Consider the following 16,218-nt stretch of genomic DNA (forward strand, 5'->3'; position numbering starts at 1 on the left):
CCCGCCGCCGGAGAAGTCGACAGTTACGCGTCGACGTTTGCCTTGTTTTGCAGCCAGCTCATGCGGCCGCGCAGATCCTTGCCGACCTTTTCGATCGGGTGATTGAGGTCGGCATTCATCAGGGCGTTGTAACGCGGGCGGCCGGCCTGGTTTTCCAAGATCCAGTCACGCGCAAAGTTGGCGCTCTGGATGTCCTTGAGTACGTCGCGCATGCGCTCGCGGGTTTCGGCATTGATGATGCGCGGGCCCGAGACCAGGTCGCCATACTTGCAGGTTTCCGAAACGAAGGAGTGCATCTTGGCGAAGCCGCCTTCGTACAGCAGGTCGACGATCAGCTTGAGCTCGTGCAGGCATTCGAAATAGGCGATTTCCGGACGGTAACCGGCTTCAACCAGGGTTTCGAAGCCCATAAGGACCAGCTCGGTCGTACCGCCGCACAGGACGGCCTGTTCACCGAACAGATCGGTTTCGGTTTCTTCCTTGAAGGAGGTTTCGATGACGCCACCAACGGTGCCGCCGATGCCGCGGGCATAGCCCAGCGCCTTGCGGGCGGCCTGGCCGGACACGTCCTTGTCAACGGCGAACAGCGACGGCACGCCGCGGCCGCGCTGATATTCGCGACGAACGAGGTCGCCCGGGCCCTTCGGGGCAACCAGGATGACGTCCATGTCGGCGCGCGGAACGACGCGACCGTAGAGAACCGAGAAGCCGTGGGCGAACAGCAGGGCCGAACCCTTCGGCGCGTGCTTTTCGATGATGTTGCTGTAGATCTCGGCGTGGCTCATGTCCGGCGTCAGGATGGCGATGATGGTCGCGTCCTTGACGGCGTCGGCCAGGTCGGCGGTTTGCAGGCCGTCATGCTTGGCCTTTTCTTCGCCGGCGCCGCCGGGACGCACGCCGACGATGACATCCGCGCCGGAGTCGCGGAGGTTCTGGGCGTGGGCGCGGCCCTGGCTGCCGTAGCCGATGATGGCGATGCGCTCACCCTTCAGGCTGTCGGGGGAAACGTCGTCATTCGTATAGATCTTCACAATAGGCTCCGTAGTCTTTTGAGTAGGTTGAGGTTATGCGCCGAACATGCGCGCGTAGCGTTCGCCGGGGGCAAACGACTTCGGCATATGTGCGGTGAATTTCTGGGCGCCCTGGGCCGCGGTTTCGGTCATCAGGTCGATGTGGCGGGTGGCGATATCGATATGGATGGTGTCGCCGTCGCGGACGAGCGCGATCGGACCGCCGGCGGCGGCCGATGGGGCGCAGTTGCCGATGATGCGGCCGTGTGAACCGTTGCCGATGCGGCTGTCGGTCAGGACGCAGACGCCCTCCAGTTCCATGATGTCGAGGGCGCGGCTGATGGCCGACAGCGCCTCCGTCGAGGCGGCGCGCATGACGATGATGTCAGACCCCTTGATCTCGCCGGAGAAGATGGCGTCCTGCGCCGCTTCGGCGTGGCCGAAGACGCGGGCCGTGCCATCGAACATGTCCTCGGCGAAAGCGCCGGTGCGAATAACGCAGCCTTCCGGGGCGAGCGTACCGTGCATAATCGCAAACCCGCCCTGCTGTGAGCGTACAAGCGAACCGGCGCCGAACGGAGCGGTGGTATCTTGCTTTCTCAGGGTCTGGATGGTCATGGCGATGTCTCGGTTTCTAAAGGTCAGATGTGCGAAAAAATCCCGCTCGTTTGGGGAGCGGGAGGATTTTTATCCTCGAAAGTGCGGGTGTTTAAACCTGCGCTACCACTCCGGCATTAGGGGGCGTACTACGCCCCCAATAAGCAGCGATACGAGGTCTACGATAATGACAACCATGGCAAAAGACGTCGCCAGAGCACGAAGCTCTTGCGTCTTGTTTTGCGAAATGGCGATGGCCGAAGCCTGGGTCATAACGATCTCCCCGCCGCCCGGTGTGGGTGCGTGTGTCCACATATAGACAGATGTTTTTTCAAATGGCAATCGAAATTTTGGAAAAATTTTCCGGCAATTCCATGTATAACGGCGACGCAGCAAAATATTTTGCCTGAAAGTAGAAATATATGGGTTAAATATTTCAAATCGCGACGACAAAAGGTGGAAATCACGGCCCTGTGATGGTAAAATGCGAAAACTTCTGTCCCGGTTTCAACGGCAACCATCGCCTCGGCCGGGTGCTGTACCTTGCCAACCGCCGGCTGAAGCCTATCATGATGCAAAACTAGGGCCCAAAACGGTACCAAAAACACAGGGAAGATATCATGAAGGCGATTGTCACCGCAGCCATACTGTTTTGCGTCGCGCTTCCGGCCGCCGCGCAACCGCATCCGGACGGACGCAAACCCGGCGAATATCCGCCGACGGTTGATTCTCAGGTTCAAAACGTGCCGCACGGTCAGTTGCTGGGGCCTGTCGAATTTCATTCCAAGCTGATTCCGGGCACGGTCCGTCGCTACTGGGTCTATGTGCCGGTCGGATATAATGCCGCCAATCCGCCGAACCTCATCGTTTATCAGGACGGCCAACGCGCCATAGCCGGATCGGAAAAGGTGCCTGTCGTGCTCGACAACCTGATCGCCAAGGGTGACATTGCCCCGACGCTCGGCATATTTGTGACGCCCGGCAATACGGGCGAGCACTATCCCGACACGCTCGGCATGAGCAATCCGGATCATCGCGCCGAAGAGTATGATGCGCTGGACGACACGTTCGGGCGTATGCTGATCGAGGAACTGCTGCCCGAAGTCGCCAAGACCTACAGGTTTACCAGCGATCCGAAGCGCCGCATCATCGGCGGCGGTTCCAGCGGCGCCATAGCGTCGTTCACCGTCGCCTGGCATCATCCGGAGGCGTTTGGCAATGTCATCAGCCTGATCGGCTCCTACACGTCAATCGGTATGCGCCCGGCGACCGCCACCACGCCCTATATCCCCGGCGGCGACGCCTATCCCGGTCTGATCCGCAAGTCGAAGATCCGCCCGCTGCGCATCTTCATGCAGGACGGCGCCAACGATCTCGACAACGAGCATGGCAACTGGTTCCTGGCCAATCAGCAGATGGTCAAATCGATCGAATGGGCCAATGCCAATGCCGACAAATGGAATTTGGGACCGGCGCGCTACGATCTCAAATATGTCTGGGGTGACGGCGGCCATACGGGTGAACATGGCGGCGCGCTGCTGCCCGATATCATTCGCTGGCTGTGGCGCGACGGAAAATAGCCGCCTTCATGCCCGTCACATACGCCGGGGCGACAAAAATATTGCCATTGCGGCAGACAAGCCTATATAGGCGCAATCCCGCAAAGCCTTGTTTCTCCTAGATTTGCTTACACAGGTAACTATCATGCCCGCTTTACGTTCCCGCACCACCACCTTCGGCCGCAACATGGCGGGCGCACGGGCGCTTTGGCGGGCAACCGGTATGAAGGACGGCGATTTTTCCAAGCCGATCATTGCCGTGGTCAATTCCTTCACCCAGTTCGTGCCCGGCCACGTCCACCTGAAGGACCTGGGGCAACTGGTCGCGCGCGAGATTGAGCGCGCCGGCGGCGTCGCCAAGGAGTTCAACACTATCGCTGTCGATGATGGCATCGCCATGGGCCACGGCGGCATGTTGTACAGCCTGCCCAGCCGAGACCTGATCGCCGACAGCGTCGAATATATGGTCAATGCCCACTGCGCCGACGCCATGGTGTGTATCTCGAACTGCGACAAGATCACGCCTGGCATGCTTAATGCCGCCATGCGTATCAATATCCCGACCATCTTCGTGTCCGGCGGTCCGATGGAAGCCGGGAAGGTCGTATGGGCGGACAAGGACGGCGTGGCGCGGGAACATGCGCTCGACCTGGTCGACGCCATGATGCAGGCCGGCGACGACCGCATTTCCGACGAACAGGTCCAGGCGGTCGAGGAAAATGCCTGTCCGACCTGCGGGTCCTGCTCGGGTATGTTCACGGCCAATTCGATGAACTGCCTGACCGAAGCGCTCGGCCTGTCACTGCCTGGCAACGGCACGACTCTGGCCACCCATACCGACCGCGAGCGCCTGTTCTGCGAGGCGGGCCGCACGATCGTGGACATGTGCGAGCGCTGGTACGGCCAGGACGACGCCTCGGTATTGCCGCGGTCGGTCGCCACCTTCGAAGCCTTCGAAAACGCTATGCGCCTCGACGTTGCCATGGGTGGTTCGACCAATACCGTTCTGCATATACTGGCGGCGGCTCAGGAAGCGGGCGTCGATTTCACCATGCAGGACATCGACCGGATTTCGCGCACCACCCCCTGCATCTGCAAGGTCGCGCCGGCCGTCTCCCACGTCCATATCGAAGACGTTCACCGCGCGGGCGGCATTATGGGCATTCTGGGCGAACTGCATCGCGGCGGCCTTTTGCACGGCGAGTTGCCGACGGTCCATAGCTCGTCCCTGGCGGCAGCCCTGGCGCACTGGGACATCAAGTCGTCCAACGACGCCAGTGTGGCCGAATTCTTCAAGGCGGCACCGGGCGGCGTGCGCACGACCCAGGCCTTCTCGCAAAGCAAGCGCTGGGGCGAACTCGACAGCAACCGCCAGACCGGCGCGATCCGCAGCGTCGATCACGCCTTCACCAAGGACGGTGGCCTGGCCGTGCTGTACGGCAATATCGCCGAAAAGGGCTGCATCGTGAAAACGGCCGGCGTCGATGAATCGATCTGGACGTTTACCGGCAAGGCACGGGTTTTCGAATCCCAGGACGCGGCGACGACGGCCATATTGAACAATCATATCGAAGCGGGCGACGTGGTGGTCATCCGCTACGAAGGCCCCAAGGGCGGACCGGGCATGCAGGAAATGCTCTATCCGACCACCTATCTGAAATCCAAGGGGCTGGGCAAGGCCTGCGCCCTTCTGACCGACGGGCGTTTCTCCGGCGGCACGTCCGGCTTGTCGATCGGCCATGCCTCGCCCGAAGCGGCGGCGGGCGGTCTGATCGCCCTGGTCGAGGACGGTGACCCGATCGAGATCGATATCCCCAACCGCTCTATCCATCTGGCCATTTCCGACCGCGAAATCGCCGAACGCCGCGCCGCCGAGGCACATCGCGGCGCTGACGCCTATACGCCTAAGAACCGCGAACGCTACGTCTCAGCGGCGCTCAAGGCCTATGCGGCGCTGGTTACCTCGGCCGATACCGGTGCGGTGCGCGATCTGGGCCAGTTGAAACGGTGACCCGGTTGAAGCGGTGACCCGGTTGAAACAGTGACAATGTCCGGCGCATAATAGCGCTGGATTTTGCGGTTATTGGCTGTAGGCTCGCCTGTTGTAAGAAGGGGAGCGACCATGGACAGACGGCTATTCGTATGGGGAGCTATTGGCGTCCTGGGGTTTGCCGGTGACGCCTGGGCCAGGGCCCTGTCTGAAAAAGACGCGCAGACCGGTCTTCGCGATATCCTGACCAAGGGGACGCAGGCGGCTGTCGAACGGGTCTCCCGTCCCGGTGGCTATTGGGACGATACGCGCATCCAGATTCCCTTGCCCAAAACCCTGGCCAAGACTCAGAAGCTGCTGAAACCACTGGGGCAGTCAGGCTTGCTCGACGATCTGCACCTGCGCATGAATCGCGCCGCCGAAAGCGCGGCACCGGCGGCCAAGGGCCTCTTCATCGACGCCATCAAGGGCATGACGATCAAGGATGCCGTTGGCATCATCAACGGTGGCGACACATCGGGGACGCAGTACCTGCAACGCACGGCGACGCCTGGGCTGAAGACGGCGTTCACCCCGCCGATGCAGAACGCGATGCAGCAGACCGGGGCCGTCGATTATCTCGACCGGGTCGTCAAGCGCAACAATATGCAAGGGTTTCTCAAGACGGATGCCAAGACTTATCTCGGCGACTATGCCGTTGGCCTGGCCCTGCAGGGCTTGTTCTACTATGTCGGCACCGAGGAAACCGCCATCCGCCGCGATCCGGCCAAGCGGACGACGCAAATCCTGAAAGCGATTTTCGGCTAAAGGGTGTCATTCGGCGAAAGCGCGTCAGGCGACCAGCACTTCCACATCCGACCTCACCTTTTCCGATGCGGCTGCGACGTTCGAGAAGGTGTGGGTGATTTGCCCCAGGCTGTCATTGATCTGCTCTACCGCCGACACTGCCGACTGCATGTTGTGGCTGATTTCGGTGGTGACGACGCTCTGCTGTTCCATGGCGCTGGCGACGGAGGTCACATTGCCAAGCACGCTGTCCATCGAACCGGAGATGAGGTCGAGTGCGTCAACGACTTCACCCGTGGCCGCCTGCATGGTGGCGATTTCGCTGGCGATGGTCTTGGTGGACGCCGCCGCCTGATTGGCCAGGGTCTTGACCTCGCTGGCTACGACGGCGAAGCCCTTGCCGGCATCGCCAGCCCGTGCGGATTCGATGGTGGCGTTGAGCGCCAGCAGGTTGATCTGGCCGGCAATGCTCTGGATCAAGGTGACGATATTGTTCATGGCGGCGGCGGACTTGTTCAATCCGGCGGCGGAGACAATGGCGGTTTCCGCATGTTTGAAGACGCCTTCGACGCTTTGGCGGGCATGGCCCATACTGGTCGATATATCGCGTACGCTGTGGTTCAACTCCTCCGACGCCGCTGCGACGGAATTAATGATGGCTCCTGTTTCGGAAGAGGCGGTGGCGGCCGAGGCCGTCATCTGCGTCGCCTGCGTCATATTGGCGACAAGTCCGCTCAGATCGCCATGAATGCTCTGGCTGAGGTCGGTATTGCGCAGGCGCTTTTCCACCGCAACGGTCATATCGGTGGCGAATTTGACGACCTTGATCACGTGGCCGGTGTCATCGAGTATAGGATTATAGCTGGCCTGGATATAGACCTTGCGGCCGCCCTGACCGATGCGGACGAATTCTCCGGTCTGGAAATGCCCGGCGCGCAGGCGCTCCCAGAACTGCCGATATTCGGCGGAGTCGGAAAAATCGGCGTCGCAGAAAAAGCTGTGTGGTCGACCGGTAACGTCGGCCAGGCTGTAGCCCATCGTCTTGAGGAACGTGTCGTTGGCGGTGATGACATCGCCCGATGGGGTAAATTCGATCACGGCTTGTGAGCGGTTAAGCGCCTCGACCTTGCCCTTATGATCGATCTCGGCCAACTTGGCGGCGGTGATGTCCGTGGCAAGCTTAATAATCTTGATGACACGCCCTGACAGGTCATGCACAGGCGCGTAGGTCGCCTGAAGCCAGATGACCTCACCGGTCTTGCTGAAGCGTTTGAAGGTGCCTGACTGAGGCTGGCCGGACGCCAGGTCGCGCCAGAACCGGCGGTAGTCTTCGCTTTCCGTGTAGATGCGGGCACAGAACAGGCTGTGGTTACGGCCCACAATATCGCTTAGCCTATATCCGAGTGTTGTCAGGAAATTGCTGTTCGCCGTCAGGATGCTTCCGTCCGGCTTAAATTCTATAATGGCCTGCGAGGCATCCAACGCCGCCAACACACTCTTGCCGTCAGTACCGACCGGTGCCTTGAAAAACATGATCGCCTGATCCTTTGGAGGCTCTTGCGCCCCGTTTGCAAATTGAGTGGGTCATACGCGGTACAGGTTTTTTTGCTAGACGCGATGCCGTTAATAGCGAGTTACCGCCAGATCCATAACGAAAAATTCGGGAAAAATCATAAACTTAGAGGCGTTTGCGTTGAATTTGCAACCATTCTGCCGAAGGCGGATCGCAAAAATAAGTTTACCTTCACGTCAATTCCTGATTAACTGAAGGCAAGACCCGCAAGATGAGGTCGGATACATACAGATTAAGGGAAACGCCATGCTGGGTCTGATGATGGATGCGCCTTTGCTCATCCCCTCCATTCTTGAATATGCCGCCAAGTATCATCCCAACACCGAAATCGTTTCGCGAAACGAAGACCACAGCCTGCATCGCTATACCTATGCCGAGGCGCTGGTCCGAACGCGCAAGCTGGCCAATGCCTTGAACCGGCTTGGACTTAAAGCCGGCGACCGCGTGGCCACCCTGGCCTGGAACAATTACCGGCATCTGGAAATGTATTACGCCGTCCCGGGCGCGGGCATGGTGTGTCACACGGTCAATCCGCGCCTGTTCAAGGAACAGATCGAATACATCATCAACGACGCCCAGGATCAGTACATCTTCACCGACCCGTGTTTTGCCCCCTTGGTCGAGGCCATGATCATGAACCTGCCTTCGGTAAAGGGCGTGGTGGTCATGGGCAGCCGCGAACAGATGCCGGGCAATATCCTGCACCGTGCCCTATGTTACGAAGACCTGTTAGTGGCGGAATCGCCTGTTTTCGAATGGCCTCAGTTCGACGAACGCACCGCGTCGGGTCTGTGCTATACATCCGGTACGACGGGGCACCCAAAAGGCGTGCTCTATTCCCACCGGTCCACCGTTCTGCATGCCATGGCGATCAACCAGCCGGGTCTGTTCGGGTTCGGACCGGATGAAACCGTCATGCCGGTGGTGCCCATGTTCCACGTCAACGCCTGGTGTGTGCCCTATGCGGCGCCGCTGGTGGGGGCGCGCCTGGTTCTGCCCGGACCGCGCCTTGACGGGCCGGGTCTCCTGGAGGTCATTCGCGGTGAAGGCGTTACCGTATCCGCCGGCGTGCCAACCATATGGATGAACCTGCTCAACCACTGCGCCCAGACAAATCAGTCCGTAGCCCCCATGCGGCGTGTCGTGATCGGCGGGGCCGCCGTGCCTCAGGTGCTGATCGACGGATTCGCCGCCCATCAGGCGCTGGCCGTTCAGGGCTGGGGCATGACGGAGACATCGCCGTTGGGCGCCGTCAGCGTTCTGGATACGCGCCACGACGATTTGCCGGCCGAAGACAGAATGGCCCTGCAACTGAAAGCCGGACGTTCCCCCTTCGGAATCGAGATGCGCATCACCGATGCGGAAGGGAAGGCCTTGCCGTGGGACGGTAAGACACGTGGCGAGCTGGAGGTGCGTGGCCCGTGGGTGGCGTCGGCCTATTACAATCTCGACGACCGGGATCAGTTTACGAAGGATGGCTGGTTCCGTACGGGTGACATATCGACGATCGATGCCGACGGTTTCATGAATATCGTCGATCGGGTAAAGGACGTCATCAAAACGGGTGGCGAGTGGATATCCTCTATTGAGCTGGAAAACCTGGCTCTCCAACACCCCAGTGTCCGCGAAGCCGCGGTCATCGCCCGCGCCGATACCAAATGGAGCGAGCGACCCCGTTTTATCCTGGCCTTGCATCCCGGCAAGACGATCACCGGGGCGGAGCTGCGCAAGGTCGTGGAACCGTTTGTGGCGCGGTGGTGGATCCCGGAAGACTTTATCGTTGTGGATGAAATTCCGCATACGGCGACCGGCAAGATATTGAAAACGGCCCTGCGCGAACTCTACGGCGTCGAAAACCATCCCGACGCCCAGAAAATGTAAAGGGCATGATCAGGCCCGTTTTCGTTCTGCGTCATCGAGATAGTCCATAACCGCTTCGGCTGGCATCGGCCGGGCGAAGTAATAGCCTTGAGCCAGCGTGCAGCCGAGATCGCGCAATATCGCCAGTTGCGCTTCTGTCTCGACGCCTTCGACGATGCAGTCCAGGCCCATGTCCGTGCACAGGGCGGTCAGCGACTTGACGATTTTCAGGCTGATCGGATTACGCACCAGATCGGTGATGAAACTGCGGTCGACCTTGATCTTGTCGAGCGGCAGGCGATGGACATGACTGAGCGAAGAGAAGCCCGTGCCGAAATCGTCCAGAGATACGCCCGCGCCCATCGCCTTCAGGGTGCGCACCGCCGCGTAGGCTTGCTGGAAATCGTGCGTCATCGCCGTTTCCGTTATTTCGAAATCGATGCGCTTCGGATTGATGCCGGAACGGTTGACCAAGGCAATGATCTGAACGACGCTTTCAGCGTCGGATAGATCGTGGGCCGACAGATTGAATGAAATGCGAACGGAGTCGGGCCACGTGATTGCCGCCGCGAGCGCTTTTTTCAACAGGGCTTTCGTCACGCTGCGGACAAGCCCGGCGCGCTCGGCGATCGCGATGAACTGATCGGGTGGAATCGCGCCCAATGCAGGACTTTGCCAGCGCGCCAGGCCTTCCATGGCGACGGTCTGGCCGGTTGTCAGGTTTATAATAGGTTGGAAGACCATGGACAGTTCGGTGTCGAGATCCGCTGACAGTAAGGCGCGTTCAATGACGCTATGACTGCGTATCTGTTCTTCATGCTCTGTGGAAAAGATGACCATCTGACCACGTTGGTGGCGCTTGGCGTAATAGAGGGCGTAATCCGCGCGTTCGAACAATACATCCGCCGTTGCGGCCGATTGCGGGTAGAAGGCGACGCCGATCGAGCAACCAAGCGGGGCATGAGAGCCGCCAATGCTGAAAGGTAGGCTTATGACATCGTTTATGGCGCTACCCAGTGCCCGAAGGTCTTCCGGGGCGGGATTGCTTTCGACCAGGAACCCGAATTCGTCACCGCCAAGCCGGGACAGGATGACGCCGGCGCCGCACGCCCCCTGAATCCGCTGCGCGGCTTCGGTCAGCACACGGTCGCCCGTGGCGTGGCCATAGGTGTCGTTGACCGGCTTGAAACCGTCCAGATCGATGATGCCGACCGCAAAGCTGCGACCGCTGGCGGCCGCGCTGGCCTGCTGGCGGTGCAGTTCCGCGAAGAACCAGCGACGGTTCGCCAGGCCGGTAAGGCTATCGAGATTGGCGATGCGGAAGTTTTCATCCGACAGCCGGCGTGTTTTGCCCTGGGAGGCAACCAGTCGGGCGAAATCGCGCGAATAGGTCAGCAATATGATGATCATGGCCACCGACACCAGCGCCAGGTTCACCGATATCGCCTTTAGGCTGGAATGGCCTTCAAAGAAAAAGAACAGGATGAACGGGATATTCGCTGTGACGGTGACGCCCAGTGCAGCGGGCCGCAGATGCATCAGACAGAAGACGCAGCCGATAAGGGTCAGGGCCATATAGAAGACGACCTGGCCGCGGGCATAGGGGTCGCCATAAGGATAAAGGAAAAGGCCCCAGATCGTAAAGACGAGGGTAAGCGCCACCGCTAAATGGGTCGTCAGCCGCGTCTGCATGATGATTTTCGCGTCGCTGAGTGCCGCCCCCCGCGTCCCCCACCACCACAGCCACCTTATGACGCAGAACAGGCAAAGGGCGGCCGGGAAATATATGCACAGCCAACGTGGCGCCAGAGGGCCGAACGTCCAGGCGGTCGCGAGTGTATTGGTACACAAGATGAAATAGAGGAGGGGAATCTGCTTGGAATAGGCCGCGAACTGGGCGCGCAACAAATCTATGTTGTCGGTCTGAACCCGGAACAACAACAATATATTTTTTAGCGAAAAATTCTCAAAAAACAAAGACTACACCCGTACCGGCAGTCTCCGTCAGACTGCTCTTATCTGATTTTCAGCCGATACGATAACATGGCGATATGTATAATCTCTTTATGAGTTTTCAGAAAAAACTATAAGGGGTTGTGTGTGGCAACTAGACCGTGTGACAGTGATCAGGGTCGAAGCCTTACCGGCACTTGGGCATTGCAGATATCGACCGCGCCGGCCGGACGGACGAAAAACGCGCCTGAGCGGTTGGCCCGCGCCTTCACCCAGGCGGCGAAGGTCGGGGTATCGCTATCCAGCACCTGGAAGGCTGGACGTTCGGCCTGGGGCAGGTCGGACGCCATTTGGGTGGATACTATTTTGATACGCTGCGTGTCGTCCTTGTAGAAACCGAGCTCTTCTGTGCCGCGCGGCCGGTCGGTCAATAGCTCCATACCTTTCAGCACGCGGCCCACGACCGCCAGATTGCGATCGAGGTGACGCGGCGCATGGCCGATCACTGTATAGAGCTGGGTGCCGGAGCCGGTATCGGGCGCCACATCGCGCGCCACGCCGATCATGCCATAGCAATGCACCAGCCACCGCGTCTTGCCATCGGTCGCTACGGGCCATGATTTGATGTGTCCGGTTTGTTTGGCATAGGCATCGGCATAGGGCAGGGGGGTGAGTTTCAGCTTGGTGCCGAAGTCATATTCTGCCGGCGGCGTGGCGGTGATGCCCTTGGCTTCGGTTTTGTCTTCGTCGGGCCGCCCCCACTGCACGACATAGGCGTCCTGTACGCGCAGGATCGATGCGCCGTCGAAATAGCCGGACCGGACCAATTGCCGGATATTGGCGACGTGGACAGGTGCGAAATCGGGCGCCAGTTGATAATCAATCACGGAGCCGTCGGCGAGCGTCATGACCACGATGTCGTCAGCTTTCACGTCCATCCAGGCCGCCGCGGGGGCTGCGTCCAGCACTTCCTGGGGCGACGGGGCCTCTTTCGAGCCTCGCTGCGTCACAGGGGCAAAACCGGACAGAAACAGGGCGGCACAGCCCGCCAGCAAAATGCGCTTGATCATGGAACCCCTCGGAGATGTCTTTCCGGAGACTAACCCCTAACCTGGGGGTCGCAAGCAGAAAATACCGAAAGACAAATTGTTAACCCTAATACTTTACCAGCTTTTTGCACTCCTGCGTTAATCTTGCGCAACAGAAATACAGGAGATGCCGCATGTTCCCGCCCATGACCCGCGCTGAAAAAATGACCCTGATGATCCGTATCTGCCTTGTGGTGCTGACCATGGCGGCGGGGATTCTGGCCTTCGGCCCGTTCGGCGGTCAGGAAGCCCGTATCGGTCTGACGGACAAGGAAGCCCACGTCCTCTCCACCTTCGTTATCACCTGCCTGGCCATATTAGCGCTGCCCAAGCTGCGGAAGTGGGATGTGGCCCTGCTATGTCTCGTCGGCGGTGGTCTGGTCGAGGTTGTCCAGACCATGACCGGTCGCGACGGCGATATGGCCGACTGGTTGGCGGATGCCTTTGGCGTGGCCCTGGTCATGATCCCGATGACGGTGCAGTCGATGCGCCGGTCAGTGCTCAACGACACCCCACGCCGCCGCCGTGGCGACCAGCCGTTCAATAAGGCACACAAGACGCTCACCGACCTGGTGACAAAAGACTAAACAATATTTACAGTTGTGATTGCCATGTGTACCGTTACCGCGATTATTTCGGGGGTACGATATGCGCAAGACGGGAACATGGATCGCGGCGGCACTGGCCGGCATAGTGGTGGTTTCGATCGGCGGAGCCTATCTTGCTTCGCCCTATTTCGCGGCTAAAGCGCTGGCAGATGCGGCTAAGGCCGGCAACAAGGACAAGCTGGAAGCCTTGGTGGATTTCCCCGCCGTTCGCGATGGGCTGAAGTCTCAGCTAACGGCCATGCTGACGGCCAAAATGCAGAACGATCCTGAACTAAAAGACAACCCGTTCGCCGGTCTTGGGCAAATGATGGTGCCTGCTCTCGCTGAACGGGCCGTGGATGCCATGGTTACGCCCGGCGGCATCGCCGCCATGGCGACCGCGAAGCCTGCGGCCGCTCCCGGCCAGCCTGACGCCTCAAAGACGGAGCTTACCCCTGCGCCGACGTCCTCGCAGGCCGATGACAATACCGTTCACAGCTACAGCTATGTGACCATGGACCGCTTTCGCGCGTCCGCCGCGCCAAAATCCAAGCCGGCCCAGCATATCGATTTTGTTTTTGAACGCCGCAACTTTTTCTCATGGAAGCTGGTCAAGGTCGCATTGCCTGAGGCGCTTCTGACGCCCGAAAACGCGGGGTAGGCGGTATATGCGGCGGGTGAATCGTGTGCGTCGGCATCGGTCGAGCCGCGAAGCGATACACGTGACAGTGTGTGAGCGCTAACAACAAAACTATACCCATCCGCGAATCCGGATTACACTTCGTTTTAGATCTGATATCAGAATGATCATTCGGGGAATGGGTCGTTGACAGACAAAGCATCAGCGCTGGACAGCCTGTCGCCACGGCAGAAGGAAATCCTTCGCTTGGTCGGTCAGCATATGCAGGCGAAGGAAGTCGCCCGCGCGCTCAATATCAGCAAACATACGGTCGATACCCACACCGAAGAGGCGCGGAAACGGCTTGGTGTCGCAACCAGTCGCGAAGCCGCACGGATGCTTATCGAATATGAAGCCGCCGCAGGCCTCCCTATCGATTACCGACCCCCACCGATAGGGATATCGGACCCGGCTGTGGATCTGCCAGAGTTGGCCCATGAGCAAGCTATATCACCCCGACCAACAGAATTACCTCAGCATCAGCTACGACGAACTGGACATGGTTCTGAAAATGCTGGCCGACCCGCAGAAGTCGCACCACGTATCGGAGACGATCAATACGGTGCGCACGATCAATATGCAGGTGGGAACGGAAAAAGCCATCTACACGCTGGTGTCAGCGATAGCCTGGTTGACGGACGAAAGGGTTGGCTTACTCGATGGCTGAATACCCTGTCGCCTGCTCAATGGGTAGGTTTCGTGCTGGTCTTGGCGATCATTAGCCTCATATTTGTGGGGGGCATAGTCGCCGCCGTCGCTGGCATAATACAGGTTATTCAGCAAATCACGCACTTCGCCGGTTGGCGCAACTGATTTGGGAGATGACATGAAGCGATCTGATATGGTGCTGTATGGCGCCGAGCAACTCATACTGTCTGAAAATGCCATTGAGCAAGCCCTGGCGGATACGGCGGGCTTGGCCAGCAGTCTCAGTCGTATGCGTGTGGATTCCCGACTATCGGCCGTTATCGGTCAGGATGCCTTGTGCGAGGTCGCCGAAGCTATTACCGCTCTGACGAGGGCGCGTGGCGCGATGGTTCGTGCTCATGGACATCTTGATGCGGTCAAAAAGCAGATTGGCTGCGGCGCCGTTGCGACAGGTGGCGGCTATCAAAAGCCGCCAGGCGATGGCATTGTTTGGGAAGGCGCGCCGGGCGAAGACGTCGCGGCATAAAGGACGAGAATGATATATACGTGGGCGATCCTCTCGCACGTCCTTGCAATTATTGTTTGTGGTTACGCCTTTTGGCGCGGCGGTTCCGTTGAAAGATACGGAGCCGCCATTATTGCTGTCAGTTGGATATTGAGCACGTTTCTGCAAAGCAACGCCGGCCATGGTCCGGGGCCGGTCGTGGTGTGCATCGATGTTCTGACCATGTTGATCCTGCTCTATTATTCGGAACGCACGCGCGCGCTTTGGGTGGCCTGTTGCGCCGCCTTCACGGTGCTTGCGGTTCTGACGCACGTCGCCTTCTACACCGCCCGGCAGATGAGCCTTGTCGCCTATATCACGGCCGCAGGCCTGTTCGGGGGCTACTGCCTGCTGCTGCCCCTCTTTATCCGTATGATCGTGCTGGAATGGCAGCGCTTCACTTCACGGCGCTCTTCCCGAAAATCGTCAAAACCGAATATTTAATCATGGTTTGGAAGCTCCCAGTCGCGATCACTGCATTTTCGCGCGCGATGGGCGTTAGTTGACGCCTGGGCGACTATGGCACCAGGGTAATTAGTTTCAGATTGGGGAAATTGGCTAGCCGCAAGGTGAACTGCTCGAAAACAAGCCGCCCATGGCGCGGATGCAAAAAGCGTCGGGTTCCGCCCTCACGCGCCAGGACCTCCTGCGAATGCCAGGCGGCGGCAAAGGCAAGGCTTTCGGCGCAGAGATCGTCAATCACACTTTGCAGTAGCAGGTCGTCGCGCAGGGATGCGGTATCCGCCCGGAATTCTGCGACCAGCCGTCGTGAGCGCTCGGGCCAGTCATCTATCAGCGCTCGGGCCTGGGGCGAGGTAAAGGCATAGCGCAGAAGGTTACGCCCACCCTCCGGGCCACTCGGCACCGGCCATCCGTCAAACAGGTCGTCTGCCTCGCTGTTCCACGCTACGATTTCCCAGTGATGGTCGAGCACATAGGCCGGGGCACGAATCACGCCGACGAGCGGCGCCAGCGCGTGTATGTCCGGAATGTCTCCATCGACCGAGGCCGGCACCACATGCCCGGCCAGGGTGAACAGATAGGCGCGCTCACTCCTCGACAGGCGTAAGCCGCGTGCCATGGCCATAAGGCTCATATGGGAAATACCCGTCGTTCGCCCCTGTTCGATCCAGGTAAACCAGGTCGGGCTGATACCGCACAGGACGGCTGCCTCCTCGCGGCGCAGTCCGGGTGTGCGGCGGCGTGGCCCCGACGGCAGGTCGAAGTCCTCCGGCCGCAACCGTTCCCGCACGCTACGGATAAAGTCGCCTAACTCATTGGGTTTGGTCATGGCCGGGCTATTGCATTTTATAATAGGATAACGAGTTAACTTGTACCTCCATA

At 59.5% G+C, this 16,218-nt stretch carries 16 protein-coding genes and 1 pseudogene; 10 read left to right on the forward strand and 7 right to left on the reverse strand.

What is annotated here, in order from left to right; genetic code table 11:
- Positions 1-23 precede the first annotated feature (23 nt).
- The 3 genes from ilvC to AEAC466_RS30325 form a co-directional block, all read right to left on the reverse strand.
- Positions 24-1,031 carry a ketol-acid reductoisomerase gene (gene ilvC / locus AEAC466_RS30315; protein ID WP_023457557.1) on the reverse strand — a complete coding sequence of 336 codons (1,008 nt, stop codon included), beginning with the start codon at positions 1,029-1,031 and terminating at the stop codon, positions 24-26.
- Between the two features lie 33 nt (positions 1,032-1,064).
- The gene (locus tag AEAC466_RS30320; RefSeq protein WP_023457558.1) at positions 1,065-1,628 is read right to left on the reverse strand and encodes a dihydroxy-acid dehydratase domain-containing protein; all 564 of its coding nucleotides are present in this window, start codon (positions 1,626-1,628) and stop codon (positions 1,065-1,067) included.
- Between the two features lie 102 nt (positions 1,629-1,730).
- Positions 1,731-1,880 (reverse strand): hypothetical protein, encoded by a 150-nt coding sequence (locus AEAC466_RS30325; protein WP_155913546.1) that lies wholly within the window; start codon positions 1,878-1,880, stop codon positions 1,731-1,733.
- Positions 1,881-2,227: 347 nt separating this feature from the next.
- On the opposite strand from AEAC466_RS30325, the gene AEAC466_RS30330 reads away from it, so the two are divergent.
- The 3 genes from AEAC466_RS30330 (at position 2,228) to AEAC466_RS30340 (ending at position 5,963) form a co-directional block, all read left to right on the forward strand.
- Complete coding sequence (locus AEAC466_RS30330) at positions 2,228-3,187, forward strand: alpha/beta hydrolase (RefSeq protein ID WP_023457561.1); 960 nt, start codon at positions 2,228-2,230, stop codon at positions 3,185-3,187.
- 124 nt (positions 3,188-3,311) lie between these two features.
- Entirely contained in the window at positions 3,312-5,177 is a 1,866-nt protein-coding gene (gene ilvD, locus AEAC466_RS30335) for a dihydroxy-acid dehydratase (RefSeq protein ID WP_023457562.1), read from the forward strand.
- Positions 5,178-5,288: 111 nt separating this feature from the next.
- Positions 5,289-5,963: a DUF4197 domain-containing protein gene (locus AEAC466_RS30340; protein ID WP_023457563.1), complete on the forward strand. Its 675-nt coding sequence runs from the start codon at positions 5,289-5,291 to the stop codon at positions 5,961-5,963.
- A gap of 24 nt (positions 5,964-5,987) precedes the next feature.
- On the opposite strand, the gene AEAC466_RS30345 is transcribed toward AEAC466_RS30340, so the two are convergent.
- On the reverse strand, positions 5,988-7,475 hold the full coding sequence (locus AEAC466_RS30345) for a methyl-accepting chemotaxis protein (RefSeq protein ID WP_023457564.1): 1,488 nt from the start codon (positions 7,473-7,475) through the stop codon (positions 5,988-5,990).
- A gap of 286 nt (positions 7,476-7,761) precedes the next feature.
- Between AEAC466_RS30345 and AEAC466_RS30350 the strand changes: the two genes are divergently transcribed.
- Complete coding sequence (locus AEAC466_RS30350; protein ID WP_023457565.1) at positions 7,762-9,396, forward strand: long-chain fatty acid--CoA ligase; 1,635 nt, start codon at positions 7,762-7,764, stop codon at positions 9,394-9,396.
- Positions 9,397-9,405: 9 nt separating this feature from the next.
- On the opposite strand, the gene AEAC466_RS30355 is transcribed toward AEAC466_RS30350, so the two are convergent.
- Both AEAC466_RS30355 and AEAC466_RS30360 read right to left on the reverse strand, forming a co-directional pair.
- Positions 9,406-11,316 carry a putative bifunctional diguanylate cyclase/phosphodiesterase gene (locus tag AEAC466_RS30355; RefSeq protein WP_235074202.1) on the reverse strand — a complete coding sequence of 637 codons (1,911 nt, stop codon included), beginning with the start codon at positions 11,314-11,316 and terminating at the stop codon, positions 9,406-9,408.
- Positions 11,317-11,501: 185 nt separating this feature from the next.
- Entirely contained in the window at positions 11,502-12,398 is an 897-nt protein-coding gene (locus AEAC466_RS30360) for a peptidylprolyl isomerase (protein ID WP_023457567.1), read from the reverse strand.
- A 152-nt stretch (positions 12,399-12,550) separates the two neighbouring features.
- Here AEAC466_RS30360 and AEAC466_RS30365 point away from each other — a divergent pair, with 152 nt between their 5' ends.
- From AEAC466_RS30365 to AEAC466_RS30390, 6 genes and pseudogenes are all read left to right on the forward strand, one after another.
- Entirely contained in the window at positions 12,551-13,003 is a 453-nt protein-coding gene (locus AEAC466_RS30365; RefSeq protein ID WP_023457568.1) for a hypothetical protein, read from the forward strand.
- Positions 13,004-13,064: 61 nt separating this feature from the next.
- On the forward strand, positions 13,065-13,664 hold the full coding sequence (locus AEAC466_RS30370; protein WP_023457569.1) for a DUF2939 domain-containing protein: 600 nt from the start codon (positions 13,065-13,067) through the stop codon (positions 13,662-13,664).
- Positions 13,665-13,904: 240 nt separating this feature from the next.
- A pseudogene (locus AEAC466_RS45195) lies at positions 13,905-13,961 on the forward strand (hypothetical protein); the annotation flags it as partial.
- 157 nt (positions 13,962-14,118) lie between these two features.
- Positions 14,119-14,349, forward strand: a complete 231-nt coding sequence (locus AEAC466_RS44995; protein WP_023457571.1) for a hypothetical protein — start codon at positions 14,119-14,121, stop codon at positions 14,347-14,349.
- A gap of 159 nt (positions 14,350-14,508) precedes the next feature.
- Entirely contained in the window at positions 14,509-14,856 is a 348-nt protein-coding gene (locus AEAC466_RS30385) for a hypothetical protein (protein ID WP_052025078.1), read from the forward strand.
- 129 nt (positions 14,857-14,985) lie between these two features.
- A complete protein-coding gene (locus AEAC466_RS30390) occupies positions 14,986-15,318 on the forward strand; it encodes a hypothetical protein (protein WP_155913548.1) in 333 nt (110 codons plus the stop codon).
- A gap of 73 nt (positions 15,319-15,391) precedes the next feature.
- Here AEAC466_RS30390 and AEAC466_RS30395 read toward each other — a convergent pair whose 3' ends face one another.
- The gene (locus AEAC466_RS30395; protein WP_023457574.1) at positions 15,392-16,165 is read right to left on the reverse strand and encodes a helix-turn-helix transcriptional regulator; all 774 of its coding nucleotides are present in this window, start codon (positions 16,163-16,165) and stop codon (positions 15,392-15,394) included.
- Between the last annotated feature and the right edge of the window lie 53 nt (positions 16,166-16,218).

The organism is Asticcacaulis sp. AC466, from assembly GCF_000495815.1.
In the GTDB taxonomy this organism is placed as follows: Bacteria; Pseudomonadota; Alphaproteobacteria; order Caulobacterales; family Caulobacteraceae; genus Asticcacaulis.